General features: G+C 41.2%; 27 protein-coding genes. 10 read left to right on the forward strand and 17 right to left on the reverse strand.

Going from position 1 to position 25,217, the window contains the following annotated elements; genetic code table 11:
* Position 1: 1 nt before the first annotated feature.
* Positions 2-1,453: an AMP-binding protein gene (locus AC0VZ9_RS14730; RefSeq protein WP_475396374.1), complete on the forward strand. Its 1,452-nt coding sequence runs from the start codon at positions 2-4 to the stop codon at positions 1,451-1,453.
* Complete coding sequence (locus tag AC0VZ9_RS14735) at positions 1,449-2,540, forward strand: acetyl-CoA C-acyltransferase (protein ID WP_251157007.1); 1,092 nt, start codon at positions 1,449-1,451, stop codon at positions 2,538-2,540. Before AC0VZ9_RS14730 ends, AC0VZ9_RS14735 begins: the two co-directional genes overlap by 5 nt.
* 165 nt (positions 2,541-2,705) lie before the next feature.
* On the opposite strand, the gene AC0VZ9_RS14740 is transcribed toward AC0VZ9_RS14735, so the two are convergent.
* The 5 genes from AC0VZ9_RS14740 to AC0VZ9_RS14760 all read right to left on the reverse strand — a co-directional run bounded on the left by AC0VZ9_RS14740 (position 2,706) and on the right by AC0VZ9_RS14760 (position 5,730).
* The gene (locus AC0VZ9_RS14740) at positions 2,706-3,293 is read right to left on the reverse strand and encodes a DUF6944 family repetitive protein (protein WP_251156983.1); all 588 of its coding nucleotides are present in this window, start codon (positions 3,291-3,293) and stop codon (positions 2,706-2,708) included.
* 12 nt (positions 3,294-3,305) lie between these two features.
* On the reverse strand, positions 3,306-3,950 hold the full coding sequence (locus AC0VZ9_RS14745; protein ID WP_251156984.1) for a DUF6944 family repetitive protein: 645 nt from the start codon (positions 3,948-3,950) through the stop codon (positions 3,306-3,308).
* A gap of 214 nt (positions 3,951-4,164) precedes the next feature.
* Entirely contained in the window at positions 4,165-4,722 is a 558-nt protein-coding gene (locus AC0VZ9_RS14750) for an N-acetyltransferase family protein (RefSeq protein ID WP_475396375.1), read from the reverse strand.
* A 119-nt stretch (positions 4,723-4,841) separates the two neighbouring features.
* Positions 4,842-5,261, reverse strand: a complete 420-nt coding sequence (locus tag AC0VZ9_RS14755; RefSeq protein WP_217028352.1) for a hypothetical protein — start codon at positions 5,259-5,261, stop codon at positions 4,842-4,844.
* 43 nt (positions 5,262-5,304) lie between these two features.
* Positions 5,305-5,730 carry a VOC family protein gene (locus AC0VZ9_RS14760; protein WP_019381306.1) on the reverse strand — a complete coding sequence of 142 codons (426 nt, stop codon included), beginning with the start codon at positions 5,728-5,730 and terminating at the stop codon, positions 5,305-5,307.
* Between the two features lie 194 nt (positions 5,731-5,924).
* Here AC0VZ9_RS14760 and AC0VZ9_RS14765 point away from each other — a divergent pair, with 194 nt between their 5' ends.
* The gene (locus tag AC0VZ9_RS14765) at positions 5,925-6,149 is read left to right on the forward strand and encodes a hypothetical protein (protein WP_009334268.1); all 225 of its coding nucleotides are present in this window, start codon (positions 5,925-5,927) and stop codon (positions 6,147-6,149) included.
* 32 nt (positions 6,150-6,181) lie between these two features.
* Here AC0VZ9_RS14765 and AC0VZ9_RS14770 read toward each other — a convergent pair whose 3' ends face one another.
* Positions 6,182-7,186, reverse strand: coding sequence for a LysM peptidoglycan-binding domain-containing protein (locus AC0VZ9_RS14770; protein ID WP_083390495.1), 1,005 nt, complete (start codon positions 7,184-7,186; stop codon positions 6,182-6,184).
* A 141-nt stretch (positions 7,187-7,327) separates the two neighbouring features.
* On the opposite strand from AC0VZ9_RS14770, the gene AC0VZ9_RS14775 reads away from it, so the two are divergent.
* The gene (locus AC0VZ9_RS14775) at positions 7,328-7,909 is read left to right on the forward strand and encodes a hypothetical protein (protein ID WP_175502179.1); all 582 of its coding nucleotides are present in this window, start codon (positions 7,328-7,330) and stop codon (positions 7,907-7,909) included.
* Positions 7,910-8,090: 181 nt separating this feature from the next.
* On the opposite strand, the gene AC0VZ9_RS14780 is transcribed toward AC0VZ9_RS14775, so the two are convergent.
* From AC0VZ9_RS14780 to AC0VZ9_RS14800, 5 genes are all read right to left on the reverse strand, one after another.
* Entirely contained in the window at positions 8,091-9,263 is a 1,173-nt protein-coding gene (locus AC0VZ9_RS14780; RefSeq protein WP_475396376.1) for a Ger(x)C family spore germination protein, read from the reverse strand.
* A complete protein-coding gene (locus AC0VZ9_RS14785; RefSeq protein WP_009334263.1) occupies positions 9,260-10,351 on the reverse strand; it encodes a spore germination protein in 1,092 nt (363 codons plus the stop codon). Before AC0VZ9_RS14785 ends, AC0VZ9_RS14780 begins: the two co-directional genes overlap by 4 nt.
* A gap of 24 nt (positions 10,352-10,375) precedes the next feature.
* The gene (locus AC0VZ9_RS14790; protein WP_475396377.1) at positions 10,376-11,938 is read right to left on the reverse strand and encodes a spore germination protein; all 1,563 of its coding nucleotides are present in this window, start codon (positions 11,936-11,938) and stop codon (positions 10,376-10,378) included.
* A gap of 502 nt (positions 11,939-12,440) precedes the next feature.
* Positions 12,441-13,442, reverse strand: coding sequence for an LLM class flavin-dependent oxidoreductase (locus AC0VZ9_RS14795; protein ID WP_009334261.1), 1,002 nt, complete (start codon positions 13,440-13,442; stop codon positions 12,441-12,443).
* Positions 13,443-13,696: 254 nt separating this feature from the next.
* Positions 13,697-14,650 (reverse strand): EamA family transporter, encoded by a 954-nt coding sequence (locus AC0VZ9_RS14800; RefSeq protein ID WP_009334260.1) that lies wholly within the window; start codon positions 14,648-14,650, stop codon positions 13,697-13,699.
* 106 nt (positions 14,651-14,756) lie between these two features.
* On the opposite strand from AC0VZ9_RS14800, the gene AC0VZ9_RS14805 reads away from it, so the two are divergent.
* On the forward strand, positions 14,757-15,635 hold the full coding sequence (locus tag AC0VZ9_RS14805) for an AraC family transcriptional regulator (protein ID WP_009334259.1): 879 nt from the start codon (positions 14,757-14,759) through the stop codon (positions 15,633-15,635).
* A gap of 10 nt (positions 15,636-15,645) precedes the next feature.
* On the opposite strand, the gene AC0VZ9_RS14810 is transcribed toward AC0VZ9_RS14805, so the two are convergent.
* Positions 15,646-16,254 (reverse strand): hypothetical protein, encoded by a 609-nt coding sequence (locus AC0VZ9_RS14810; RefSeq protein WP_019381299.1) that lies wholly within the window; start codon positions 16,252-16,254, stop codon positions 15,646-15,648.
* A 218-nt stretch (positions 16,255-16,472) separates the two neighbouring features.
* On the opposite strand from AC0VZ9_RS14810, the gene AC0VZ9_RS14815 reads away from it, so the two are divergent.
* On the forward strand, positions 16,473-16,943 hold the full coding sequence (locus tag AC0VZ9_RS14815) for a DinB family protein (RefSeq protein WP_009334257.1): 471 nt from the start codon (positions 16,473-16,475) through the stop codon (positions 16,941-16,943).
* Between the two features lie 2 nt (positions 16,944-16,945).
* Here the strand turns inward: AC0VZ9_RS14815 and AC0VZ9_RS14820 are convergent, their stop codons facing one another.
* The 5 genes from AC0VZ9_RS14820 to AC0VZ9_RS14840 all read right to left on the reverse strand — a co-directional run bounded on the left by AC0VZ9_RS14820 (position 16,946) and on the right by AC0VZ9_RS14840 (position 21,780).
* A complete protein-coding gene (locus tag AC0VZ9_RS14820; RefSeq protein ID WP_475396378.1) occupies positions 16,946-17,347 on the reverse strand; it encodes a hypothetical protein in 402 nt (133 codons plus the stop codon).
* 102 nt (positions 17,348-17,449) lie between these two features.
* Positions 17,450-17,755, reverse strand: a complete 306-nt coding sequence (locus AC0VZ9_RS14825; protein ID WP_009334256.1) for a hypothetical protein — start codon at positions 17,753-17,755, stop codon at positions 17,450-17,452.
* 16 nt (positions 17,756-17,771) lie between these two features.
* Positions 17,772-19,601: an LTA synthase family protein gene (locus AC0VZ9_RS14830; protein ID WP_475396379.1), complete on the reverse strand. Its 1,830-nt coding sequence runs from the start codon at positions 19,599-19,601 to the stop codon at positions 17,772-17,774.
* Positions 19,588-21,198 carry an aminotransferase class V-fold PLP-dependent enzyme gene (locus AC0VZ9_RS14835; protein ID WP_256815506.1) on the reverse strand — a complete coding sequence of 537 codons (1,611 nt, stop codon included), beginning with the start codon at positions 21,196-21,198 and terminating at the stop codon, positions 19,588-19,590. The genes AC0VZ9_RS14830 and AC0VZ9_RS14835 overlap by 14 nt, the downstream gene beginning before the upstream one ends.
* A gap of 3 nt (positions 21,199-21,201) precedes the next feature.
* Positions 21,202-21,780 (reverse strand): glycerol-3-phosphate acyltransferase, encoded by a 579-nt coding sequence (locus AC0VZ9_RS14840; RefSeq protein WP_019381295.1) that lies wholly within the window; start codon positions 21,778-21,780, stop codon positions 21,202-21,204.
* 349 nt (positions 21,781-22,129) lie between these two features.
* Here AC0VZ9_RS14840 and AC0VZ9_RS14845 point away from each other — a divergent pair, with 349 nt between their 5' ends.
* From AC0VZ9_RS14845 to AC0VZ9_RS14860, 4 genes are read left to right on the forward strand one after another with little or no spacing between them, the layout of a single operon-like run.
* The gene (locus AC0VZ9_RS14845; protein WP_034296985.1) at positions 22,130-22,876 is read left to right on the forward strand and encodes a metal ABC transporter ATP-binding protein; all 747 of its coding nucleotides are present in this window, start codon (positions 22,130-22,132) and stop codon (positions 22,874-22,876) included.
* Positions 22,876-23,733 carry a metal ABC transporter permease gene (locus AC0VZ9_RS14850; RefSeq protein WP_009334251.1) on the forward strand — a complete coding sequence of 286 codons (858 nt, stop codon included), beginning with the start codon at positions 22,876-22,878 and terminating at the stop codon, positions 23,731-23,733. The genes AC0VZ9_RS14845 and AC0VZ9_RS14850 overlap by 1 nt, the downstream gene beginning before the upstream one ends.
* A gap of 37 nt (positions 23,734-23,770) precedes the next feature.
* Positions 23,771-24,712: a metal ABC transporter substrate-binding protein gene (locus tag AC0VZ9_RS14855; RefSeq protein ID WP_009334250.1), complete on the forward strand. Its 942-nt coding sequence runs from the start codon at positions 23,771-23,773 to the stop codon at positions 24,710-24,712.
* Positions 24,713-24,746: 34 nt separating this feature from the next.
* Positions 24,747-25,121, forward strand: coding sequence for a metal-dependent transcriptional regulator (locus AC0VZ9_RS14860; protein WP_019381293.1), 375 nt, complete (start codon positions 24,747-24,749; stop codon positions 25,119-25,121).
* The last annotated feature ends 96 nt before the right edge of the window (positions 25,122-25,217 follow it).

A 25,217-nucleotide genomic window follows, 5' to 3' on the forward strand; every position in this document is an offset into this window, starting at 1 on the left:
GTTGACGAATATTACAGCAAATATTAAAAAACTCGCCGAAGAATCTCCAAATAATGCAGCAATCATCTTGAAAAGCCAAACTTTAAGCTATAAAGAGTGGAGCTCTCATCTCTGCAAAACTGCTAACTGGCTTCATTCTTTATCTGTAACCAATAAAACTGCAGCAATCCTGCTGCCAAATGGAATTCCTTTTCTGCAATTATTCACAGGTGCCTCCATGGCTGGATGGACAGCTGTACCTTTCGACTTAAAATGGAAGGCCGAAGAACTTAAGCAGCGGATTGAAATATCCAACCCTTCTATCGTGATCACAGGTAAAGAATACTATGATCAGATTGCCAGCCTGCACCCTTTCGTGCTTATCTGGGAGGATACGATGGAGGAAATCTGCGGTCAAAGCACTTCATTTCACATCGATTCAGAAAGGAACCGCCCATTTTATATGGGATTTACTTCAGGCACGACCGGCATCCCAAAAGCATTTATCCGCTCTCATAGATCCTGGGCAGCAAGCTTCAAGGTGAACCATTACGATTTTAAGATGAATGAGAAGGAACACGTCCTGATTCCCGGGGCACTTATCCACTCTCATTTTTTGTATGGCGCGATAAGTACGCTGTGTACGGGCGGAACGGTTCACCTGCTCGAGAAATTCAGTGCAGCCCAGGTTCTCTCATGTATCGAGGAGCAGCCCATCAGCACACTTTATACAGTTCCGACCATGGTTTCAGCTATTTTAAGAGAAAAAAGAATCATAGAGAAGCCTATAAAAATCTTTTCCTCAGGTGCGAAATGGGATGAAACTTCGAAGCTGGAAATCAGCAAAATATTCCCCCAGCTCTCCATGATCGAATTTTATGGAGCCAGTGAATTGAGCTATGTAACATTTCTTGCCGATGAGGATATAGCAGGATCAGTCGGAAAGCCCTGCCATGGTGTTGAAATCGAAATTAGAGGAACAGACGGCAGGAAACTCGCTCCTTATGAAATTGGCAAAATATTTGTCAGAAGCGAACTTATTTTCGATGGATACCTTTCAAATGAAACAATCCATTCCATACAGGATCAGGATGGATGGGCCACCGTTGATGATATGGGCTATGTTGATGATAAAGGATATTTATACATCAGCGGACGCGAAAAGAACATGATATTATATGGAGCTATTAATATCTTTCCTGAAGAAATTGAGAAAGTGATCAGTCTGCACCCGGATGTCGAGGAGGTTGCTGTGATAGGACTGGAAGATCAATATTGGGGGCAAATTGCAGCTGCGGTCATCAAAGGCAAAACAGATGCCCTTGAGTTAAAGCGCCTATGTAAAAAACATTTAGCCTCATATAAGGTTCCCCGCAGATGGATTTTCACTGAAGAAATGCCCTACACAGCCGGCGGAAAAATTGCCCGTGCCCAGCTGAAGGAATCTTTCGAAAGAAAGGTGATTAGCCATTAAGAAAGCAGTGATTGTACAGGCAAAAAGAACACCTATTGGAAAAGTAAATGGGATGCTTAAGGACTATGAGCCCCATGAACTTGCTGCCCCGCTTCTGAATTATCTTGCTGAAGGAATGGAAGATAAAATTGATGATGTCATTTTGGGCAATGTCGTAGGACCTGGCGGGAATGTAGCCCGCTTGTCAGCATTGGAAGCAGGACTCCCTTTGTCTGTTCCGGGCTTAACCCTGGACAGGCAATGCAGTGCGGGTCTTGAAGCCATTCGATTGGCATGCTATTACATCCAAGGAGGTGCCGGGACTTGTTATATAGCGGGCGGTACCGAAAGTGCCAGCACCTCGCCCTTTTCTAAAAGGGCCCGCTTCTCCCCGGAAAAAATAGGAGACCCCGATATGGGTGCGGCAGCGGAAAATGTAGCCGAGAAATACAACATATCAAGGGAAAGTCAGGATACATATGCACAATTGAGCTATGAACGGAGCTGGGAAGCTTTTGAAAAGGGACTGCTGGCCGAAGAAATGATCCCAATTGGAAGACATCTGAATGATGAAGAGTTTTTTAGAAAAAGAAAAATGGAAACTCTTCTTAAACGTGCAAAGCCTATATTTAAAAAGGATGGCACTGTAACAGCAGCTAACAGCTGCGGAATCCATGATGGGGCAGCTGCTGTGCTGGTGATGGAGGAAGAAACAGCAATAAAAAACGGCTACAGGCCCATTCTGCGTTTTGCCGATAGTGCAGTAGCAGGTGTACATCCCAACTATCCGGGATCTGCGCCTGTCCCAGCCATACAAGCTATCCTTGAAAGAAATTATTTAACAATTGACGATATTGATTTAATCGAAATTAATGAAGCATTTGCATCAAAAATAGCAGCATGCGCCAATGAGCTTTCCATTCCTTATGAAATACTGAATGTTAAAGGAGGTGCTCTAACAATCGGCCACCCTTATGGAGCTTCAGGAGCTGTGATGATTACAAAATTATTTTATGAAGTCCAAAGAAGACCTCCTTCCAAATATGTATTAGCTGCAATTGGAAGCGGAGGCGGCGTCGGTGCTGCCGTATTGTTTGAAGGGGTATAATAAAACTGTAAGCTTGCCTGGAGTAGTGTTATTCCAGGTTTTTTTGTATAATCACCGGAAATTCGACACATTCGCACAAAGATAGCAACTGCTAGCATATTGATATTCAACATATATCAACTGATATCATCATGATAAACGTTTATTTTCTCTATTAATGTAAAATCATGCTGTTTCCTCAGCTGCCTTGATTATTACATAGGCGCCAAGAGAGGCACCAATGAATTCCAGCCATCCTCCTGCAGCCAGAAGCAGTCTTTTTTGGATACTCTCTTCATCTTCTATAAGAATTCCTATAGCGTCGAGGATGGCCGATACGGAAATTAATGAGTAGCCCAGAGTCTCGAGATTGCTGAGTATATTATTTTCCGAGTTTGCAACTCCCGCAGCTTCCAAAGCTGACCCCATCGATTGAATGGTACTGCCCAGTGAATTAAAGCCTGCCACAGAAACTGATGGATATTGTATTTCGATATTGTTTGCGGCAGTGTTGATGGAATTGCCGCCTGCCTGGGTAAAGCTCCCGATAATTCCATATAGATTTGCTTCTTCTTCATTTCCTTCAGCTGCACTTATCCTTCCAAATCCCTGCAGGCTATTGCCAACCGCCTGGACTCCGTTACCGTCCCGGATTAATTTTTTGTTCAAATTGTTTTCATCTGGCTTCATGGTTTCACCAATCGCAGAAATAAATGTGCCCGCAACCAAAAAATAAGCTCCGATTGTTAATAGCTCATCTCCTTCTAGATACATGATTACCCCTTTCTAAAGAAGTTCTTCATTTAGCCACACAGAAGTTTTTGAGTCAGGTTCATTGTTTTCTTCTCTGCTATCAGAAGAAATCTCCTGATTTTCCTCCTGAAGCTGGCCGATTACTGATAAAACAGAGCCGACTGCCTGAATCCAGCTTCCAACGGCAATAATGTTATTTGCGCTTTCTCCCGAATCTCCCCGCTCTTTTTCCCTGAGATTTATCGTGCCTCCATATGCCTGAAGGGAGTTGCCAATTGATTGAAGCAAGTTTCCATAAATATTAAAAAGCTGTCCGGCTGCAGTGGGATCTTCAAATTCATCTCCAAGTGCTGCGGCACCGCCAAGAGCCTGAAGCCAATTCCCTGCGATTACTAATTTATCCTCATTGTCTTCCTTTAAATCCAAAGTTAATCCGGCAATGACTATACTATTTCCGATTGCCTGTATCTCATTGCCGACCTTTTCAAGTGATGGCACGCTTTGCCCATCCGCCTGAAGAGCGTTACCTGTTCCTTGGAGGCTGTTTCCCACGATATCAAGCCCCTCAAAAAGTTTTTCCATTTTTTTCGACTTTACGGGTATGGTTGAGACAGCTGAAATGATCGTTCCGATCGCAGCTAAAGTGGCTCCGACGATCTCTTTTAGTTGATTGTCCATAACATACTCCTTAGCTGACGTATGTTAAATTATATTCAATTCATAAATAAGGGGTACGGAGTTGCGGAAATGAGAGGAAGCAGTGCCGGGGTCCAAGTATGTAAACTGGGGTTTGATATCCAAGGAAACATCGAGCCAAAGTGCTTCGTGCCGGCTCCTCCGTGTTTTATGCTTTAGCTCCTTCATGTTCTTTTCTTTCTTTAGAGGAAATTATTCATCTTAGAGTATTATCATTAATCCTTCCCATTGCGATGGTGCTGTAATAGTTGCCATCAGACAGCTGCTTATCCATCTTTAATATTCCTTCTATTTCAAAGCCATTTTGCTCATACAGCTTTATCGCTTTCTCGTTTGTTTCAAGAACATTTAAAGTAATCTTCTTAATATGATTAGAGTCCGCCCATTGAATAGTCTGTGCTAATAGGTTTTTTCCAATAGCAAAGCCCCAGAATTCCTTGAGAACACATACACCAAATTCAACTTTATGACCGCTTCTTTTCAGTTCGCTGCCTTCACATCTGGAGAAGCCGGCAATTTTTCCATTCACTTCAGCAACCAGGAATATATTCCGGCTACTCATGGAATCTTTATTAATTAACTCTTTAAAACCTGTTTCATCTATAAATGCTTCGCCTGCTTCCCGGTCCATATTCTCCGTTTCGCCATCAATCTGCACCCTTACTTTAGAAAGTTCCTTTGCATCTTCCTCGACAGCAGATCTAATAATGTAGTTCAGATTATTAACTATGTGTTCTTTTGATTTTATTATCATAAAAGTTCCCTCTCTTACTTGATAAATAATTCTATCATGAACTTGAGTATGCTAAAATTAAACAATTCCACAAAAAAGAGCCTATTCCTCCTCCATAAAGGAATGGCTCAAACAGACATTTATTTGTTGATAACAAGCAATGATTTTTCAAATACTTCAATCTTATCGATATCAAATTCATGAAGGTTAATACAGTCCTTGTATTCAGGTTCTTCCGATTCGTCACCAACCCAGCAGGTATACAGTTCACAATAATCCCCTGATGCAAGGTGCTGATCTAAAAAAGCACATAGCAATTTGAAAATTTGCTGCCCTTCTTCATGCCCTTTTGGATAGTCTTTTTTGTAGTATTTATTAAACCAAATGCTGCCGTGTTGACTAGAGGATACCTCGTAGATATATTTTGCTGACAGATGTTTATGTACCTCTGCCCTCATTTCTTCATCTGAGAAGAAATCACCTATTATGATCTCATCATCACTCTCAGAATCACTGACTGGCAGTAGAACATTACAGCCAAGATAATTAACGATGCTCATTTTCTAACTCCTATTATATGGAGTGGCTTCTATTTTTGCCGAATCAATGCTCGCCTTCAGTATAAATTTGAAAATTTACTCCGAATTTGTCGATAACGCTGCCATATGAAGGGCTGAAAAATGTTTCCTGAAGAGGCATCGTCACTTGCCCGCCCTGCTGCAGAGCTTCAAAGAATTTCTTCGATTTTTGAGAATCTGATGTAGAGAGGCAAATGGTCACCTGATTGCCTATTTGATGATTCTGGCCAGGGAATGTATCACTAAACATGATTTCATTCTCCCCAACCTTTACCGTTGCATGCATAATGCGGTTCTTTGCTTCATCAGGAAGTGGATATTCAGGGTTTTCCGGCCCTTCCTCAAATGTTTGCTTATACAGAACTTCCGCTTCCAGCGCTTCTCTGTAAAATTCAATCGCTTCATTCGCATTTCCGTCCATCACTAAATAAGGAATTACTTTAACTGTCATTCTAATCAGCTCCCCTAATTTTTTCATTTTTCTTAACATTAATTACAAATTTAATTTTACTACAAAGAACATACGTTCGCAACTATTATTTAAAAAAGTAAATATAATCGGTCTATTTTTATCACTAAGCCTATATTTTATAGGAAAGGTGCAATAACTTGTACCACATTCCATAGAAAAAAGGTGTGATGAGAATGTTTACGGTGTATTATCTTGATGGGAGAAATGTTTTATTAAATCAGCTTCGCAAAAGTGTCCCAAATCAAGGCGAAGAGGTTAAAATTAAAGGACGCAAAGGCAAAGTGACCAGCGTAACGGCAGTCGCGGAAAGTAAAATCCATGTGCAAGTAGAGCTCGAAAGTGTAAATAAAGCGAAGCTTGCAGCAGAAGATGATAAAAAGAAAAAGAAAAAACGATGAGAAAAACCCGTACCAGCTGCGGGTTTTTCTCATTAGTGCAATGTTCCTCTGATTTCCTGCATTTTTATCCGAACTAGTGGATATAAATTATTCTTAGCGCTTGCAGTCGAATTACCGCCAAAAAATTCAGTGCCGGGACACGTTTTCACTGCATGTCCATGACTGCTATCCAGCACCCGTTCTCCGGAGTTAATATCCCACCAATGATGATAGGTGATGCTGTCAATGGATGGCGCAAGGCCATATTTCAGCATCAGGAGAGCTGTGACTGTCACGATCGTTTCTTTTTGTTCAGCAGTCATATGATTATCATCAAAATTCCCGAGATTTTCAATCGCTATCGCATCCGCTTCGATCTTGTGCATAGCTTCTTTATTCTGCAGTCCGAATGATCCTTCCGGCGCTATATCGAACGGCCTTCCCACAGCCACCTTTCCATCCGGAAAAGTGGTCAGCTGCTGGCTGATCATACTCCACTTCATCCCGGTTACATGATACTCTTCCATACCCTTCATTAAAGCAAAATGATTTGAGCCATTGAACTGTTTGTAAGATGGCTGATAGGTATGATGCTGCTGAACTTTGGCCACTTTTCTCGTAAATTTCTGATTGAATATCCAATCCCGGAATTCCTCTCTCGTCATGAGGATGAACTTTCCATCCATGGCTAATTTCTTAGGAACAATTTTTAATTTTTGCCCTGCATTCAAGCCGTCGGCAGATAGCCCATTAGCTTCTTTAATAATCGGCACGGCGGAATCGAATTTTCCCGCCAGCTTCCAGAGTGTATCCCCGCGTGCCACTTTGTACATGATTGGAACACGGAGCTTTTGTCCTATTAAAAGTCTGTCTGACTGCAAGCCGTTATATTGCTTTAAGTCCCCTGCTGTTGATCCATATTTTTTTGCAATCATTGTCAGGGTATCCCCCTGCTTTACCTCATAAATATTGCGGGGATTGTTTTCGGCGTGTACAGATGTCCAATTGAATTGCCAGATTAATGAAAGAGTGATGACTAGAAAAATGCATTTTTTCATTCTCGGTGTCCTTTCCATTCGTTTTTATTATTTTTATATAACTAAAGGAATTTATCCTTACTTTTTGGCATGACTAAGAATTCTGCAGGGTATTTTCGATAGCAGGGAAAATTAAAAAAAAGAATGCAAGGTGTGGATTGCATGAAAAATCAATACTTCTCAGAGGTTTGTGTACCGATTCAGATTCCATATGGATTCAGGCAAGCAGAAAAAGAGCACTTAGATTTTACTTTCGACCGTGAAGACCGCTTTACTGATTTCCGGATTGAAAAAGATGGACAGGATTATGATGTCAGCCTGGATAACAATGGGCAGTGGTATTTTTTCACTTCATTAGTTTGTGATTCACTCGATGAGCTTAAGCTTTCAAGACAAATATTCAGGCCGCCCTATTTGAGAAATGAGGAATTTCCGCTAGTGGATATCATGGAGAATGTAATATCAAGCCTCTATATGAAGGACATGATAAAGCATATGCCCACGCTTTGGGTATATCAGAAAACCTGTCTTCTGTTCCCGCATTTCGGCAGGCCAGACTGGCCAATTATGATGGCTCGGATGATCCCACGATTATTAAAAAAATCCATTATATTCAAAAGGAATATAACGGTAAGAGTACAAGGTTTATTTCAGGCTTTGAAACCCGTTCTTTTGCGACCATCACGGAAAATGATTACTACGCAAGGGAAATTCACCTGCCCCATAATGCAAGAACTTATTTAAAACTGTTTGTTTACTTTTCCAGATATGGCACTCTTCCTTCACAGCAGATGATGCCGCGATTCCTGGCGAATTTGTGGGCGTCTGCACAGAGTTTGAATACTGCAGCCAATCCTGCCCTCTATAAAGAAGAATATATTGAACCATAAAAGGGCAGCTGCACTAAAATGGCAGCCTCCCTTAATTAGCCGGATGTACCCATTTCTTTTATTGAGACGTTAATGCTGAAATCAACCGGTATTTCGCTAAAGGTTTCATCCCAATTATCTTTAACTTTATTCCATACCTGAGGATAGCTGATTTGAAGGCTTCTTCCAAATCCCAGCACATCCATTTTATACTCCCCCTGCGTTTTCTCCAGTACACTTTTCACCAAACGCTCAATTTCTTTTTCTGTAGCTTTTTCCGCCCTTTTCATGTATTTGCTGTCAAATGCTTTTCCACCGATATCCCAATGCTCCCCTATACGCCCTTCAGTTTCAATTTTAACCGTGAAAGAAATCGAATCTCCTTTTACAGAAGGTTTTATTTTACTTTTCATCGACAAACTCTCATATACAATTGGCTGACTTGCTTCTTCATCAGAGCTCCTTACTAGCCCGCCTTTCCCTTCTCCTTTTATCCAGGTTACTCCTTCAGTTTCCGTATCATTTAAGAATGCGCGGAGGGTTTTCGTATTACCGTCAATCATTGCAGCACCTGTAAGTTTTCTATCGTTATTATCAGTCGCAACTGTCTGTATTAAAAAGCTATTTCCTGAATTCAGCTGCCCTTCTATTTTAGCGATTGGCGTGGGAGTCAGGATTTTCGTAGTCCGTTCCATACCTTGTATCATTTCGACAAGCTGGATTGCAGGAATTACAGTTGGTTCGGCAGATTCCAGAGTTTTACTTGCACTGCCTTTGGCAATAACAATTAGCGTGCTTGGTCGCATCTCCTGTTCTCTGCGAAAAAAATCCAAAACCTGTTTAAGATTGTAGCCGCAGGCAAGTTCCTCCCCTATAACGACTACTTTGGCATGTTCACCAAAAGCACGCTTGTCAATCCGCAGAATCATATTTCTCAGCGCAGGGAGAACCGCATCTCCGGTTTCCGTAATATTTTTATAAGCTCTTACCTGTGATTGCCCGCCATTGGTTGCATTATTGGCTGTCTCTGCCGTAATAAGCTGATTCGTTAGTCTGAAGATATTCCCGTTGGCAATTCCGCTTTCCCAATCATCTGCTTCCCCTTCTGTTTCCAAATCAATTGCCGTTCCTATTATCAGTCCAAGTTCCTCGATTTCTTTGCTGCTCCAGCAGCCGGATAAAGATATAACCGCCAGTATAATAATTAGGACATTCTGAGTCAGTTTCATGCTTTAGCACCCTTTATTTTTGAAATGATTAGCAATGCCAGGGGCAGAACACCAAATAAAAATAATGCTGAAAATCCGATCATGTCCCCCATTGCAAACACTTCATTCATATTTGCAGGAATCATGCCTATCAGATAGATAACAGGCAGCAAGCCAAACTGAAATGGGCCGATCTTCTTTCTAAAAATTTGAGAAAGGCCCAGCGAAGCCGCATAAAAGGTGATGGTAAAGGTAGTAAAGATTTGCATAATCCAAATTGTCAGCAATAAAGACTCAAATCTTTCAAAAATGAGCCCTTGAATTTCAAAGCTCCTGATCAAATCAATTGTGGGCCAGGTTTTCGTTAAAACGCCATCCACAGACAGCCCTCCTATAACCATCACCACCGTGATCAAATAAAAGCACATCGAAGTTCCTGTGCCAATCAAAACTACTTTCACTGCCTGGGCAGGCTTATCCATAACAGCAACAATAATAAGCATAATCTCTATTCCTAAAAAAGCGACAACGGTTGTACTCACCCCTTTTATTATAGGAGTAATTCCCGAGCCCAGTACCGGACGGAGATTATCAAGTTCAAAGATTCCAATACTCATGCTTATGACAATCAGGAAAATGATTACGGTAATTGGAAGAATCAATTCAAATAAACGGGCAATTGGATCAATACCGCCGCCGATCAGATAAAGGCCTATCCACATAAAAGGCATAATGATCGCCCAAATAGGGGTGCCTTCAAGCAAAAATAGACTTGTTACTTCTGAAAGTACCCTTATTTCATAGGCAGCAAGGCTAAAGAAATAAATAATAATAATCAAGCCGATGAAACTGCCTGCCCATTTGCCTGCAATTTCCTGACTGTATTTATAAATAGTCCTGCCGGGATACCTTTGGCTAAGCTTTACGATTATTACCCCTGCCCCCATTGCAAATAGACCACCAAGAATTACTGTTATCCAAACATCAGGCGACTCCAATTTTTCTGCAGAGGATCGCGGTAAAGTAAGTATGCCTGCAGCTAGAATATAATTAACCAGGATGACAGCTGCTTGAGGACTTGAAAGCTTTTCCTTTGAACCAATTTTCAAGCGGATAACCTCCTGTGAAATAGTCTATCCTTTCCGGGTGGGATCTTTCGGGTGCATCATACTCGGTCTTTGTTTCAAGACCTTTAAAGGGAACCGTACTATAAAGTCTTTCCAGTCACTCAGACGGTATGGGACTGCCAGGCTAATATAGGGTACGCCAAAGCTTTTAAGCTTGACTAAATGACTGCTGAGAAAAAGGAAAAATAAAATAACTCCATATAATCCAAAAACAGCAGCAAAAAACATGCAGACAAAACGAAGATAACGCAGAGAAATCCCCAAGCTATATTCCGGAATAGCAAAAGATGAAATGGCTGTAACCGCAACAACTATGACCATAATTGGACTGACTATTCCAGCTGAAACTGCTGCCTCACCAATAATTAAAGCTCCGACAATCCCGATTGCCGGTCCAATTGGCTTAGGCAGCCTCAAACCCGCCTCACGGAGTATTTCAATTGCCACTTCCATAATCAGAGCTTCTATTATAGAAGGAAAAGGTACCCCGTCCCTGGTGCCAATAATGGACATCGCTAATTTCGTCGGGATCAAGCCCTGATGGAACGAAACAAATGAGATGTAAAGCGCTGGACCAAAAAGTGAAATAAAGATTGCAAGAAAACGCAATAATCGAATAAGCGAGCCTGAATACCAACGTTCATAATAATCCTCAGATGCTTGCACCATCATGCTGAATGTTACTGGAACAAGGAGTGCAAAAGGAGTGCCATCCAGGAGAATGGCCACCCGCCCTTCCATTAAAGCAGCATTTACTCTATCTGGACGCTCAGTATTCTGCGCTTGTGGAAAAGGACTCATATAATTATCCTCGATAAGCTGTTCAACATATCCAGATTCCATCACATTATCGATGTCAATTTTCTGAATTCTGGACATAACATCCTCAACTATTGCAGGATTAGCAATATCTTCAATATAAGCTACAATAAGGTCTTTTTTAGAGCGCTTTCCGACTATAAACTTAGAAAATATCAGTTTTTCTGTTCCGCCGTTTCTCCTTAAGAGAGCTGTATTATCGCTGATATTTTCTGTGAAGCCCTCACGTGGTCCTCTGACAGCCTGCTCGGAAACAGGCTCTTCAATATTCCTTGTTTTCCCATTTGCAATACCCAATATAAGCATTTCAGAGGCTCCGTCGAGGAGCAGTACAGCTGATCCCTTTAAAATTTTCGGCACCGTATCTTTTATCATGGAGGCAGTATAGATTTCACCAAGGGACAGAATATGATTTTTTATAAAATCGACTGTAAATTTGTCTTCTGCCTCGTGTCTTCCATAACCCTTTGCACCTGTAAAATCCTGCATTAACGACTTCATGATATGTTTATCAATCAGTTCTTTATCGGAAAGGCCCTCAACATAGATTAGTACTGCCCGTATACTCGTTAGCCCAATATTAAACTCCCTAAAATGAACGTCCGAATTATGTCCGATTTCCTTTTTAAATAGTTGAATATCCCTTTGAATTTCACCGGTTAGTTCATAAGGGCCTTCATCCTCATTCCGATTTACATGTTTCATGGTATTGGTTTTTAAAGGTTTTTTGTTTATTTGGGACATTTTCATTTTTCAGGAACCCTCCTTTGAGGGTCCGATTTTGTGAAAAAACCTAAAAATCCCTAACGGTATAATGATCACTGCAAAACTCTGCAAGAAAATTTCCAAATCAGGCAGATGGGAAACGATGGCTTTCCACATTTTATTCACCCTTTAAATAAGCTAAAATCATGTTTCTGCTGTGATTAGGCTTCCACTTCTTACATACAAACATCCATTCAAATACCATATTTAAAGAAATTTTTATAGAGTTCCCGATGCAGTCTTTTATTTTTTTCAGGTAAGCGTATCAATTCCGCCACAAAGAGTCATTTTCCGACCTTTCAGCGCAAGAAAAGTCTAATCCTGCGCTTTCCCGAGAAATACAAAAAGCGGAATCGCCTTTCGCACTCCCAAAAAGCAAGGATTTACTTGTTACCTTGAGGGGGCAGGCTGCTTCCGCTAGACCGTTATTGACGTTTAAGACTTTAACAAATTTTAAATAAAAAAAAGCGGGGAATAATTTCCCCGCTCATTTGCCGTCTGTAATTTCTTTAAATATTTCATATGAACGTTTTTGTTTTTCTTCATCATAGATATAAGAAACCGCCATGATTTCGTCGACATTGTACATATCCTGGAACTGCTCCAGCTGCCCCCTGACTGTTTCTTTGCTCCCCATAAAGGTCACGCTTGACATTCCCTCTGCCGCTTCCTTCTCCATTGGGTTCCAGATCGAATCCAGATCCTTGACTGGCGGGCTCAATTTCATGGAAGTCCCTCTGACAACATTCAAGAAGAACTGCTTCATTGTGGTTGATAAGAATTCGGCTTCCTCATCGGTTTCCGCTGCAATGACATTTAAGCATACCATCATATATGGTTTTTCGAGGTACTTCGAAGGCTTAAAGTTGGCACGGTAGATCCGGATGGCATCCTCCATCCATCTTGGAGCAAAGTGTGAGGCAAATACATAAGGAAGCCCCAGCTCAGCAGCCAAATAGGCAGAATCTGTCGAAGAGCCAAGAATATAAATCGGAATATTAGTTTCCACTCCCGGATGTGCTTTTACATAGCTTTGCTCCTCTAATGGACCAAAGTATGCCAGCAGCTGCTTAACATCGTCCGGGAATGTATAAACAGAATCATTTTTCGAGCGGCGAAGCGCATTAGCCGTCATCATATCCGTTCCAGGCGCCCTTCCGAGACCAAGGTCGACACGATCCGGATAAATGGTCGCCATCGTTCCGAATTGCTCAGCAACAACTAATGGTGCATGGTTCGGCAGCATAATTCCGCCAGAGCCAACGCGAATGGTTTTTGTATGTTCCAATACATGTTTTATTAAAATTGCAGTGGCAGAACTGACCAGTGTTGGCGTATTATGATGCTCCGCTATCCAATAGCGTTTGTAGCCCATCTCCTCTGTTGCCTGAGCCAGATCGGCAAGATCCTCGATCGCCTGCCTGCTGTCCTTCCCTTCTCGTATCGGGGCAAGGTTCAAAACAGAAACAGGTATTTGTATATTAGTCATTTTATAATCTCCTTCATGAAGAATTGATTTTATTTTAACAACCGAAATAAATTTAGCAAAATATAATGCTTAGTGTGAGCAAAATTATAGAGGAGAATTTATTAAGTTTTGAAATTATAGAGGTTAAGAGCGATTTTCTTTCGATTTTTGTAAGAAAGCCTTATTTTATAAGCGAAATCGTTTTGATGTCCAATCTCAGCTTTTACCCCAACAGAAGGAAGAAAAAACCAGCCTCCTTCTAAAGGGACTGGTTCTCAACTCACTTTTAGCGGTTCTTCGTTTTCAGCACAACCACTGTTCTTTGCTGGTTTCTGTTTATTCAAAGCCAGCAGCAGAATCATGCCAAAGATACAGGCAGTACCCGCCCATTGGAACATGCCGAATGGTTCATTCAGCCACATAACGGTAGTAAATACTGCCGCGAGGGGCTCCAGGCTGCTTAGAAGACTGGTTTCCGTTGGAGAAAGGGTTTGGAGACTTTCAATATAAAACCAGAATGCGAGCATCGTTCCAAATATAATGACAAAAAACAAGTACAGTCCAGCTTCAGCCGTTAACCTGCCGAAATCCATTTGCCATGGAGGATGGATTAAACTCAATGCAGATCCGCCAATGACCATCGCCCATCCAACCACGACAAGGGAATCATATTCCTTCAGCAGCGGGATGGCATACAAAGTATAAAACGCGAGTGCCACACCAGATAGAACACCCCACACAATAGCAGGTGCCGGTACGGACAGCTGAGAAACGGAACTGTTAGTCAATAGAAAGAAGCATCCTGCCAGGGCAAGGGAAACCGTTACAAAATCCTGTCTCGAAAATACCGATTGTTTCCGCAGAACCAGGTAAATAATAATCATAGCCGGTGCCAGATATTGAAGCAATGTGGCAACAGCCGCATTGCCATGATGAATAGAAGCCATATAGGTATACTGCACAGCCAGCATTCCTGCGAGGCCAAAAATTAAGAGCATGATGGCCGCCCTTTTATTCTTCCAGACTCCAAATACCTGTGAGCGGTCTTTCATTAAAAATTGTACGGCTAACAGAAGAATGCCCGCTGTCAGAAGCCGGGCAGTTACTAGCCAATCAACAGAGATTCCAAATTCCTGAAAAAGCTTTTGAGCAACTGTTCCGCCAACACCCCAAAATGAAGCTCCAAAAATAACAAGCAATAAACCCGTGCTCCTTGAACGTCCATTCATGTTAAATTCCACCCTTAAATATAATAATAGTGTTATAATAATCCAAATCCTGTGATAAATATAGCTAAATATAATAAAAAAATATAACGATATTGAGGTGTCTTTTTTGCAGATTAAAGATTTTAAAGTGGATAAAAGCCTGAAAGAACTGACGAGACACAGGACGGTGGTGTTGCCGGTAGCCTGCTACGAAACGAAGATTGGAGATAATATCCAAGGCAAAATCCCTTTACACTGGCATGAGGAGATTCAATTTATCCTTACTGTAAAAGGTGAAGCTATGGTCCATATCAATGAAGAAAAATTGGCGGTAAAAGAAGGAGACGGCATTTTCATCAATAGCGGGTGTCTTCATTCCGCCGAGGATGTTAGCGGAGATTGCGTCTATATTTGTTTAAATGTCTCCCCTCATTTCCTGCTTCCGCAGGAATTATTCAGCAGCTATATTTATCCATACATATCAGCAACAAACCTTTCTTACATATCCCTGAACCCCAGAGAGGAATGGGGGAAAAACATATTAGACAGCATCATGGAAATTAAGAAATTGATTAATGAGATTTCTCCATTTTATGAGATTAACATAACCAGTCTGCTGACATTTATCTGGCAGCAGTTAATCAGGAACGGATTCCAATTGGAATTCAGCCAGGCTGAAGTTGAAAAGCATATGCGGATGAAGGAAATGCTGAATTGGATCCATCAGCATTTCGCAGAAAAAATCACTCTTGGGGATATTGCCAAAGCCGGCAGACTGAGCAATTCTGAATGCTGCAGATACTTTAAAAAAATCTTAAAGACGACACCCATTAACTATTTGATTCATTATCGCATACAAAAAAGTCTCCCCCTGCTTCAAGAGAGAGACTCGAATGTAACAGAAGTTGCCTTTAAAGTAGGATTCAACAGCAGCAGTTACTTTATTGAAAAATTCCGCAAGTCTATGAATATGACTCCTTTAGCGTATAAAAAGAATCGAAATTAATTGCAGCACATCAGGAAATGGCCATTGATTGTCCGAACTGTTCCTGCTCATGGGCTGAAATGTATGTGTTTATTTCTATGGTCCGGCTGTCTTTATTCAGAAAATACTCTTTCAGGTTTCCCTGAAAAACAACCTGGAAATCTTCCATTTCCATAAACTCATGCGGTATAACCAGCGAGGGTGGTTTAGTAAAATGAACAATCTCACACCTCTGTAAGACAGTTGCTACAAATTGGGAGCAGAAAAAAGCATTATTTCTTGAGAGTTGTTTATTAAACATGATTGCAAAAAGCCCAAGCAGATTATAGCTGTAATCGTCTTTCTCAGATTCCATCTTATTTATGAATGCTTTAAGCTTGTTCTGCTGTGCATCTGTAACAGAGCAGCTAATGACTGTACATCTTGAATCACTAAAAAATTCTCCTCGTATATTTTCTTTAACAAAACCGCCTATGAATGGATTTTTCGCTGTTTTTCTGCCAAAGCTGTAAACTTCTTTTAATTCAGGATCGAGTGAGATAGAAGCATGATTATACGGCTTTTTTGTGTAAAGCTTAATAAGCCGGGTAAATAACGTTCCGGTATCCGTAAGGAGTATATAGATTTTTTGATTAGACATAACGTATCTCCTTATCAAAAATATGATTATATTTTTATAATAAGGAAACATGGTCCTTAGATTAAGAAGCCTGCGCTGTATATGCTTATAGGACTTGAGACTTAAGGTTATTAATTTTCATACATAGCTCTTTTAGATAAAAATAAATATAGATGTAGGAAAATGAAGTGAATTCCTAGAACTTTATCCAATGAGCATGAATATGGAGGGTGAGTGTATTGGAACAGACTATTTTTGACCATATGGAAACAGTGCGGGGCATTACTGAAAAATCGTTCAAGCGGATTCCTGAAGAAATGGCAGATATCATTCCAGAAGGGTTTAACAATAGTATCCGCTGGAACTTTGGGCATATTGCATTTGTGCAGGAAAAGCTTGTCTTTGGGATATCAGGTGAAGAAATGAAGGTCCCGATGAACTATGAACGGTTATTTGGCGCTGGAACTAAGCCTGCCGATTGGACCGAACCACCGCCTTCTTTCGACGAAATTGCATCTGTCTTAAATGAACAAAAACAAAGAATAAAGACGTTACTTCGTGGGCGTATGGAGCAAAAACTGCCAAGTCCCTTTACAAACCGCGGCGGCATTACTTTCTACACAACCGGAGAAGCTTTTTTATTCGGCTTTTATCATGAAGCGATGCACATGGAAACGATTAAACAGATTTATCGTTCTATTACAAGGTAGATTCATATATATGGGACTGCCGTTAAGCAATAATCCAGCAAACTGTTAGGACTTGTTTGCTGGATTTCTTTATTTTCGGCCCGAAGACGCATCAACTTCGGACTTCTTCTCTCCCTTTTTCGCTTCTTCTGTCCGAACTCGCACCAACTTCGGACTCTTTCTCTTCCTTTTTCGCTTTTCCTGTCCGAAGACGCACCAACTTCGGACTCCTTCTCTCCCTTTTTCGCTTTTCCTGTCCGAAGTCGCACCAACTTCGGACTCTTTCTCTCCCTTTTTCGCTTCTTCTGTCCGAAGTCGCACCAACTTCGGACTCCTTCTCTCCCTTTTTCGCTTTTCCTGTCCGAACTCGCACCAACTTCGGACTCCTTCTCTCCCTTTTTCGCTTCTTCTGTCCGATGCCGCATCAACTTTCCCCCTCAACGGTTCAATGATTACATTGATTGAATTGAAAAATCTTTCGGTGCTGCCAATAAAAAAAGGCATGCCCAAAAGGACATACCTCCATCTCATTCCGGCATATTCAATCTCGGAAAAAAGTTATAAACCATAAAAACACCAAATAAACCAAAAAATAATGCTCCTAAAATGGATCCCTCTACCAGGGCTGCAATTCCGAATGCGATGGCAATCAAACCAATCCATGCTGCAAATGAAGAAATGGTGTAATGATAAATTCCGCCGATAAATGTCAGCGTCCTGCCCAGAAACTGTCCTTCGCTGCCAGCTCTCTTAACTTCCACAAGTGTTAAAATAAAGCTCCAAAGCAGCAGCAAAGGGATTCCCCACAAGAATATAAACCCGAATACTTCCATGCTTATCCTCCAAGAATTATTCCATAAACCTCATCAAATCCCCATGTACAATGTCATCAGACAGCCTTAGCTCTTTTCTCGAGATATCCATTAACGGTTCACAGCTATTAATATCTGTTTCTTCTTCCGATTTGCTATTGAAGCATTTACCGGCTTTATAAAAATAGTCTTTAGCTATAAAGCTTCCATCCCGAAAAATAACTGGATGATGGGGATCCCTTGTAAAAAGGTTATGCCCGAAGCTGAAGTTATCCTCAGCACTAATGCCGAGCAGATGAAGGATCGTTGCCCTGATATCGATTTCCCCGCCAATATTCGAAAACGTTTTGCCTTCCACACCAGGTACATGGATAATCAGCGGCACACTCTGCAGCTGCATGCGATTAACAATGGTATCTTCCTGTCCCAGCAGCTCCAGAACGCCATGTTCATATTTGTCCGAGATGCCATAATGGTCGCCGTATAATATAAACATCGTATTTTCATAAAGTCCGCTTGCTTTTAAATCCTGGAAAAATGTTTTAATGGCTTCATCCTGATATCTAACGGTTGTCACATAGCGGTTGACGACCATTTCACTCGTGCTGGCCTCAGGAATGAACTGATCTTCCTCCTCCAGCAAAAATGGGAAATGGTTTGTCAATGTGATAAACCTGGCATAGAAAGGCTTTTGCAGTTTCTCCAGATGCTGAATGGACTGCTGGAAGAATGGGATATCTTTTATGCCGTAGTTCACTGAGTTCTCTTCTGTGACCACATAATCGGCTTTTGAAAAATAACGATTATACCCCAGAGAATCATACATGGCCTCCCGATTCCAGAACGAAGCGTCATTCCCATGGAAAACAGCTGAGTAATACTTCTCATCAGATAGAATATGCGGCAGGCTTCGATAAGCGTTTTCCGTTTTTCTGACAAACGCCGATCCGCTGGATAATGGATAAAGGCCTGTATCGATCATGAATTCCGAGTCGGATGTTTTCCCCTGTGCTGTCTGATCATAGACACGGCAGAAATAAAAGCTGTCTTCAATCAGAGAATTAAGGAATGGCGTTATTTCCTGGCCATTCACCTTCTGATTGATAACAAAATTCTGGGTGGACTCCATACTGATCAGAACGACATTCATTCCTTTTGCCGCACCAAAGTAATCTGATGGCTTATCTTCTTGAGATTGGACATACTCCGCTGAGGCTTCTGCGTCAGATGGACTGGCAAAAGCGCGATTGAGCGGGTATGATGCAGCGATGCCAATATCATAGAGATGATACTGATACAAGCCAATATGCTTAACAAGCTGCTGGCGATTATATGATTCCGAAAATAAATGAGGCACTTTCACCATGCCGAGAACGATGGTCATGAATACAAATAACACACTGACAGCCGTGTAAAATCCCTTTGATTTTGCTGTGATTTGCTCATGTACTGACTTCCGTTTTATATATAAAAGCCAAAAAACGGCCAGATCAGCAAATAACAGAAGATCCCAAGGGCTAATCAATTCAAGTGTACTCGGTCCAATCCCTCCGACATTTTTAAACTGAAAAAGAATCGGAACGGTTACAAAATCAGTATAAAAACGATAATAAAGCAGATCCCCAAAAAGAATGCCGGTCAAAATGACCATCGTTGCAAAAATGGCTGCCGGTTTCACCTTTCGCTTAAAATAAATATTAATTCCAAGAATGACCATTATGGCCCCAATCGGGCTTAAAATCATAAATAAAATATCAGTCCAGTTCTCCGGATGCAGATTAAATCCGATAAAGGATACAATGACCGTTTTAATCCAGATTAAAATGACGGCAAACCAAATGGGTGAAAGCCTTTTAAATAACTTCATAATCATACCGCTTTTCATATTGTTTTTCTAAAATACCTGCCAGCATTTCGAGTGATGCCCTGACCTTCTGCTCTTCCTGTGCCCCCATTAGAGCCACCTGAACCCAGTTTCTCTCAAGCAGGTACCCGCTTTCATAGCTTAGAAGAATTCCTTTCTGTTTGCATGTGTCGCCAAATTCCCTGCTGGAAATGCTCAGCGGCAAACTGATAGTCAGGATGCCAGGGGAATAATCATCGTCTCCCAGAACAGAAAATCCGCTGTCTTTCAGCCTCATCCTTGCTTTTCCAGACAAAAGCTTTAATTTCTCATAATCTATCAGCTTTATACTCTCTTTTAATGCGTAGACCAGATTGGACGAATGGGTGTATGGAATGCTTTGGTTTTCTTCGTACATCTTTAAGTCCAAGTATCTTGGAACTGCACTGTTCCCTTTAATTTTGTCACGATGGAATACGATTGCCAAACCCGGATAGGAACCAAATCCCTTTCCGCTGACGGTCGATGCAAAATATATATTCTTAAGATTCAACGGCAAAATTCCGGCCGTGCTGCATGCATCCACGCAAAGCTCGGCACCATGCTCCCCGCAAATCTCCTGAATGCCGCTAATATCGAATACATACCCAGTTGAAGTTTCACAATGCACGGTCCACACCCATTTTATGGAGGGGTTTTCTTTCAGCATGCAGGCTATTTCCTCGTGGGTAATCGGTTCATTCCACTCTCTTTCAATCGTTTGAAAAGATAATTGAAACCTTCTTGCATGATCTATGAGACGAAAGCCAAATTCGCCATTGGCCAGGATCAGCCCATCCCCTTCGATGTTTTTCAGCTGTGCTGCCACAAGATCATTGGAAAGTGTTCCCGTGCCAACAACAACTTCAGCATGTGAGGCATCTGTCATCTTGCATAATTGAGAACGCAAGTCTTTTAAACCGCTGATAAAATCATGATTGCGATGAGATACGGCTTCTTTTGAAAAAGCCCTTTTCACTTTTGCATGAATGGGCACCGGACCCGGCAAAAAGGAATGCTGATCGGCGGGCACTGAATTTCTGGCCATTAAGCGTTCAAATGCTTTCGTTGAACGTTCGAAATTCTCTTTTGTTAAATACATGGGCTGAAACTGGGCTCCTTCCTCTCCTGTCAGAGGACCAAAAGGCAGAAATCCCATCCGCTTATACAATTTCAGCTGTCTGACCGTACCCGATATCAGCGCCATCGTATAATTTTTTTCGAGGCAATGCTCTACAAGCTTTTCACAAAGCTGATAAAAAACACGGGTGCTGCGAAACTCTTTTTTGACTGACAGCAAGCGGATCTCACAAAATTCTCCCTTAACAGGCAAGTATTCTTCGAGATTAGGAAGCTTATAATCAAGCGAAAATGGCCTTTTGGCACGGATCGCGATCATTCCGGCAACTTCCTCGCCAGCCTTGGCAATGACATATGTATTTTCTTCATGAAATTTATCAATTAAATGCTGATCATCATTTTGCTTATGCTGAGGAATTTCTTCCACAAATGTCTGGTAGTTCAGCTGATGAATTTGTTTAAATTCATTAAGTTCGGTTGCGATTTTGCAGATAATATTCACAGTTTACCTCCTATGTTTAGGCATGATGAAATGGGTATGGGAAATGAAAACAATCAAAAGCAGCAGCAGGAGGCCTGCCGAAATGATGAATGAATCACCAATCACCCAGGCTGTAATGGGAATGGAAGCCATGGCGATAAAACCTGATAGTGTATACTTCCGGAGAACTGCATAGGCAATTCCCATCGTGATAGCCATTATCGCTATTGTTAGTGGTTCCAAAAACAAGGCAGAAGCCAAGTAGACAACCACTCCTTTTCCACCATGAAACCCCAGCTGAATTGGAAACAAATGGCCAATAAGAACACAAAAAGCGCTAAGAATTAATAAACCATCACCTTCAAACATAAGTCCAGTTACATATAAAGCTGTCCATGCCTTTCCAGCATCAATTGCAATTGTCAGCAAGAACCCCTTCTTGCCGGTTGCTCTCCCTGCATTAGTAGCCCCTACATTCCCGCTCCCCTTTTTTCTTATATCCTCTTTTGCTATGTATTTAACCACATAATAAGCCCCGGCTACGCTCCCAAATGTGTAGGAAAAGATCATAACCATCAGGGCAGTCCACACATCATCGATCATAAGCACCTATCCCGCCCTTTACTAATTAAACGATCAAAAAGGGTAAAAAGTTTCATATATTTACAAAATTACAATCTATTAACTGATAAAGATAGTATAACACCCCTTATTTTACCATTAAACAAATTGAATGCCAGAGCCTGATTTCATAATTCCCCTATTTTACTGCAAACCTTAAACTTTCTGAAAAAATTATTTTTTGTGTTGACTTTGTTTATCAATCGCATATAATTTGCATTAAGGCAAAACTTTTTAATTTATCCATAAATCTTGTCCGCGTGACGTATAATTGCATATAAACAATTAATTTGAATCAATTTAAATTTGGAAAATAAAGGGGGATAAAATGATGAAGGATCCGGCAATTAGCATAGAGGATTTGCATGTTTCCTATTTCGGAAATGAAGCGGTGACAGGAGTCAGCCTTACTGTTAATACAGGTAATCTGGTTGGAATTATAGGGCCGAACGGCGCAGGTAAATCGACTTTTTTAAAAGCCATGCTAAATCTTATACCAAAGGATAAAGGTGCAGTTAGAGTGATGGGAAAATCCATTGCTGAAGTTCGCAAGAGCATCGCCTATGTGCCGCAGCGGAATGACATTGACTGGGATTTCCCAATCACTGTGCATGATGCGGTTCTTATTGGGACCTACCCCCATTTAAAACTGTTCCGCCGTCCAAAGAAAAAGGATAAAGAGTGGGCCATGGAATGTCTTCAGCGAGTTGGCATGCAGGAGTTCAGCAAAAGGCAGATTGGGGAACTATCAGGCGGCCAGCAGCAGAGAGTTTTTCTTGCGAGAGCACTTGCTCAAAAAGCGGATTTGTTCTTTCTGGATGAGCCATTTGTTGGAGTAGATGTATCCAGTGAGGAAACCATTGTGAACATTTTGAAGGAGCTCTGCAGACAAGGAAAAACAGTGATTGTTGTACACCATGATTTAAGTAAAGCAAATGATTATTTCAATCAGATAATTCTGTTAAATAAGGAATTGATCAGTTTTGGGACCGTTGAAGAAGTGTTTAAACCTGAAGTAATTGCAAAAGCATACAAGGGGCAATTTGCTTTTATGAATGAGATTGGGGTGTCGCTATAATGGCTTTTATTGAAGCGGTCATGCAATATGGTTTTCTGCAAAAAGCGTTATTAACCTCGGTTATGGTAGGAATTATCTGCGGAGTCATTGGGTGCTTTATCATCCTCAGAGGAATGGCTCTCATGGGAGATGCCATATCACATGCTGTCCTTCCGGGCGTCGCTATTTCATATATGCTGGGAGTTAACTTCTTCTTTGGAGCAGTCATAAGCGGAGTGATTACAGCTATCGCCATTGGGTTTGTATCCCAAAACAGCCGGATAAAGCATGATACCTCGATTGGAATTATGTTTACAGCGGCATTTGCTTCAGGAATCATTATTATTACCATGCTTAAAAGCAGTACAGATCTCTACCATATATTATTTGGCAATGTACTGGCAGTAAGATTATCCGACATGTGGATCACACTGGGCATCAGCCTGTTTGTATTGGGGGCTGTATACCTCTTTTACAAAGAATTATTGGTCACCTCGTTTGACGAAACGATGGGAGCAGCTTACGGACTGCCAGTTCGTTTCATTCATTATTTCCTAATGACTCTCTTGACGATGGTAACCGTTGCATCCCTCCAGACAGTAGGTATTGTCCTGGTTGTTGCCATGCTGATCACCCCTGCAGCGGCAGCTTATCTGTTAACCGAGCGGCTGTGGATGATGATTTTCCTTGCGTCTGGCATTGGTGTAATTTCATCCATCGTGGGACTATACTTTAGCTTTACCTACAACTTAGCTTCAGGAGCAACAATAGTCATATCATCCACTGCTATTTTCATTCTCGTTTTTTTATTTTCACCTAAGCATGGGCTAATATGGAAAACGCTGAAAGTAAAGAAAAAGAGAGCTTCATTAGTTTAATTTTAATAAAAACAAATTTTTTTAGGAGGGAAAACCGATGATTAAAAAAGGCTTTCTTTTATTAGCTGCATTCCTTCTGTCTGTGTTATTCCTGTCAGCCTGCAGCAGCGGAACAAGCAGCACCTCGTCCAATGCAGATGGGAAAATCCAAGTTGTGACTACCTATTCGATTGTGTATGACATTGTTAAAAATGTAGGCGGGGATTTGGTTGAGATTCATAGTTTAGCACCCATTGGCTCCAATCCCCACGAATATGACCCCCTTCCTGAGGATGTGAAAAAAACAACGGATGCAGATGCAGTATTTTACAACGGGCTGAACCTGGAAGCCGGCAACTCATGGTTCAATAAGCTGATGGAAACTGCCGGAAAAGACGGTGAAGATGCGCCTGTCTTCCTAATGAGCAGAGGCGTTGATGCCATGCACTTAACCACAAAGGGCAAAGAAAGTGAAGAAGATCCCCATGCCTGGCTGGACATCCGAAATGGGATCAAATACGCGGAAAATGCCAGAGATGGACTTATCAAAACAGATCCAGACAATAAAGAGATTTACGAAAAAAACGCTGAAGAATACATTGCAAAGCTTCAAGAGCTGCATGATGAAGCAGTCGAACAATTTAATGAAATTCCAGAAAACGAACGTGTTCTCGTAACAAGTGAAGGTGCTTTTAAATATTTCAGCGAAGCCTACGGATTCCAGGCAGAATACATCTGGGAAATCAACCAGGAAAACCAGGGAACACCAGACCAAATTACAAGAATTACAGATATTATTAATGAAAAAGGAATTACAGGACTATTCCTGGAAACAAGCATTGACGCAAGAAGCATGGAAGCTGTATCCGATGAAACCAATGTTCCAATCATGGGAAAGGTATTTACAGACTCCTTGGCAAAGCCGGGTGAAGATGGCGATACTTATATTTCGATGATGGAATGGAATATTAAAACCATTAAAAAAGGCTTGACCCGGTAATAAAGGTCACTATTCCAGCAAGCAGGTGAAACATGTGATCCCCATTAGTTCAAAGAGGTATATTCTCGAGATTTATTTATTACAGGAAGCACATGGGCATGCGACCATTTCCGGCATTGCAAAGGTATTGAGGGTCACCGTCTCAGCTGCATCTAAAATGGCCGGAAAGCTTAAAACAGACGGTTACATTCATTTTCAGCCCTATGGAACAGTTACTTTGACAAAAGCCGGATTGGAAATTGCCAAAAAACTCTTCCAAGATCATCAGGTTTTAATGGAGTTTTATCAAATAATCGGGGTTGAAGAGAAACTGATCAAAAAGAAAGTTAGGGAAGTTGAAATGCATATCGGTACGGAAGTTGTTTTTAAAATTAAGAGCTTTATAGAAAATCATAAGAAAAACGCTTGAATATTCAAGCGTTTTTTTGTCCTGATGATTTATTCAGCCCACTGAACCTTCAGAGTTGATGATACTTCTGAATGCAGTTCAAAAAATCTTATTTAA

The sequence above is a fragment of the Cytobacillus sp. QJM3NY_8 genome, assembly GCF_056173585.1.

Excerpts from the sequence above, each read along its gene's own strand:
- AC0VZ9_RS14765 (WP_009334268.1), top strand. The coding sequence starts at position 5,925 with ATGTTTACGGTGTATTATCTTGATGGGAGAAATGTTTTATTAAATCAG.
- AC0VZ9_RS14745 (WP_251156984.1), bottom strand. The coding sequence starts at position 3,950 with ATGGACAATCAACTAAAAGAGATCGTCGGAGCCACTTTAGCTGCGATC.
- AC0VZ9_RS14755 (WP_217028352.1), bottom strand. The coding sequence starts at position 5,261 with ATGAGCATCGTTAATTATCTTGGCTGTAATGTTCTACTGCCAGTCAGT.
- AC0VZ9_RS14820 (WP_475396378.1), bottom strand. The coding sequence starts at position 17,347 with ATGCGGCATCGGACAGAAGAAGCGAAAAAGGGAGAGAAGGAGTCCGAA.
- AC0VZ9_RS14845 (WP_034296985.1), top strand. The coding sequence starts at position 22,130 with ATGAAGGATCCGGCAATTAGCATAGAGGATTTGCATGTTTCCTATTTC.
- AC0VZ9_RS14790 (WP_475396377.1), bottom strand. The coding sequence starts at position 11,938 with ATGAAAATGTCCCAAATAAACAAAAAACCTTTAAAAACCAATACCATG.
- AC0VZ9_RS14750 (WP_475396375.1), bottom strand. The coding sequence starts at position 4,722 with ATGATAATAAAATCAAAAGAACACATAGTTAATAATCTGAACTACATT.
- AC0VZ9_RS14780 (WP_475396376.1), bottom strand. The coding sequence starts at position 9,263 with ATGAAACTGACTCAGAATGTCCTAATTATTATACTGGCGGTTATATCT.
- AC0VZ9_RS14810 (WP_019381299.1), bottom strand. The coding sequence starts at position 16,254 with ATGTCTAATCAAAAAATCTATATACTCCTTACGGATACCGGAACGTTA.
- AC0VZ9_RS14800 (WP_009334260.1), bottom strand. The coding sequence starts at position 14,650 with ATGAATGGACGTTCAAGGAGCACGGGTTTATTGCTTGTTATTTTTGGA.
- AC0VZ9_RS14855 (WP_009334250.1), top strand. The coding sequence starts at position 23,771 with ATGATTAAAAAAGGCTTTCTTTTATTAGCTGCATTCCTTCTGTCTGTG.
- AC0VZ9_RS14795 (WP_009334261.1), bottom strand. The coding sequence starts at position 13,442 with ATGACTAATATACAAATACCTGTTTCTGTTTTGAACCTTGCCCCGATA.
- AC0VZ9_RS14775 (WP_175502179.1), top strand. The coding sequence starts at position 7,328 with ATGAAAAATCAATACTTCTCAGAGGTTTGTGTACCGATTCAGATTCCA.
- AC0VZ9_RS14850 (WP_009334251.1), top strand. The coding sequence starts at position 22,876 with ATGGCTTTTATTGAAGCGGTCATGCAATATGGTTTTCTGCAAAAAGCG.
- AC0VZ9_RS14830 (WP_475396379.1), bottom strand. The coding sequence starts at position 19,601 with ATGAAGTTATTTAAAAGGCTTTCACCCATTTGGTTTGCCGTCATTTTA.
- AC0VZ9_RS14770 (WP_083390495.1), bottom strand. The coding sequence starts at position 7,186 with ATGAAAAAATGCATTTTTCTAGTCATCACTCTTTCATTAATCTGGCAA.
- AC0VZ9_RS14840 (WP_019381295.1), bottom strand. The coding sequence starts at position 21,780 with ATGATCGATGATGTGTGGACTGCCCTGATGGTTATGATCTTTTCCTAC.
- AC0VZ9_RS14740 (WP_251156983.1), bottom strand. The coding sequence starts at position 3,293 with ATGTATCTAGAAGGAGATGAGCTATTAACAATCGGAGCTTATTTTTTG.
- AC0VZ9_RS14825 (WP_009334256.1), bottom strand. The coding sequence starts at position 17,755 with ATGGAAGTATTCGGGTTTATATTCTTGTGGGGAATCCCTTTGCTGCTG.
- AC0VZ9_RS14760 (WP_019381306.1), bottom strand. The coding sequence starts at position 5,730 with ATGACAGTTAAAGTAATTCCTTATTTAGTGATGGACGGAAATGCGAAT.